Origin of the sequence: Halalkalibaculum sp. DA384, from assembly GCF_043951955.1 — a bacterium.
Lineage (GTDB): Bacteria > Bacteroidota > Rhodothermia > Balneolales > Balneolaceae > JAMQKA01.
Window position 1 is genome coordinate 1 of the sequence record NZ_JBINJE010000111.1, and the last position, 567, is coordinate 567.

Genomic DNA, 567 nt, shown 5'->3' on the forward strand with positions numbered 1-567 from the left:
AACGCGTTTAGGGGTTAGGATTTTAACAATTTTAAACTAAGAAAGGCCATGCAAACGCTTGATATTCAATATCTTAGGGATGTTAATTCTCACAAAAACACCCTGCGTATGCATGACCTGAAAACCAATTTCGATAAAATTCTGCCCATCGTCAATGAAACCTTGGCGGATTTCCTTAATTCTGATCTGAATGTGCAATTTTATCCGAATAAACCCCGCATGCCAGATGCCCACATTATTAGTCTGGCCCTGTTGCAAGAGGCCCTGGGTATTGATAGCGAACACTGGTTTTGGAGTAAGCTGCAAGCCGATTACTCCCATGATTTTTCCACCTTGCCTCATCTGAGCTGCTATAACCGCCGCCGCAGGCGACTGGCCGGCTGGATCGAAAAACTGGCCCGCCTGTGGGGACGCCACATATGTCCCTATGAGGACACCTACATGGTGGACAGCATCCCTGTACCTGTGGCCCATATTGCCCGTGAACACTCCACAGCGGTCTGTCGAGAACATTTCCATAGCGCTCCCGATAAAGGTTACAGTGCAATCACCGACCAGTATTATATC

The 567-nt window shown here is 47.4% G+C and carries 1 pseudogene; it reads left to right on the forward strand.

The annotated features are described in order from the left end of the window. Positions 1-48 precede the first annotated feature (48 nt). Positions 49-567, forward strand: a pseudogene (locus ACG2E4_RS18490) (hypothetical protein); the annotation flags it as partial.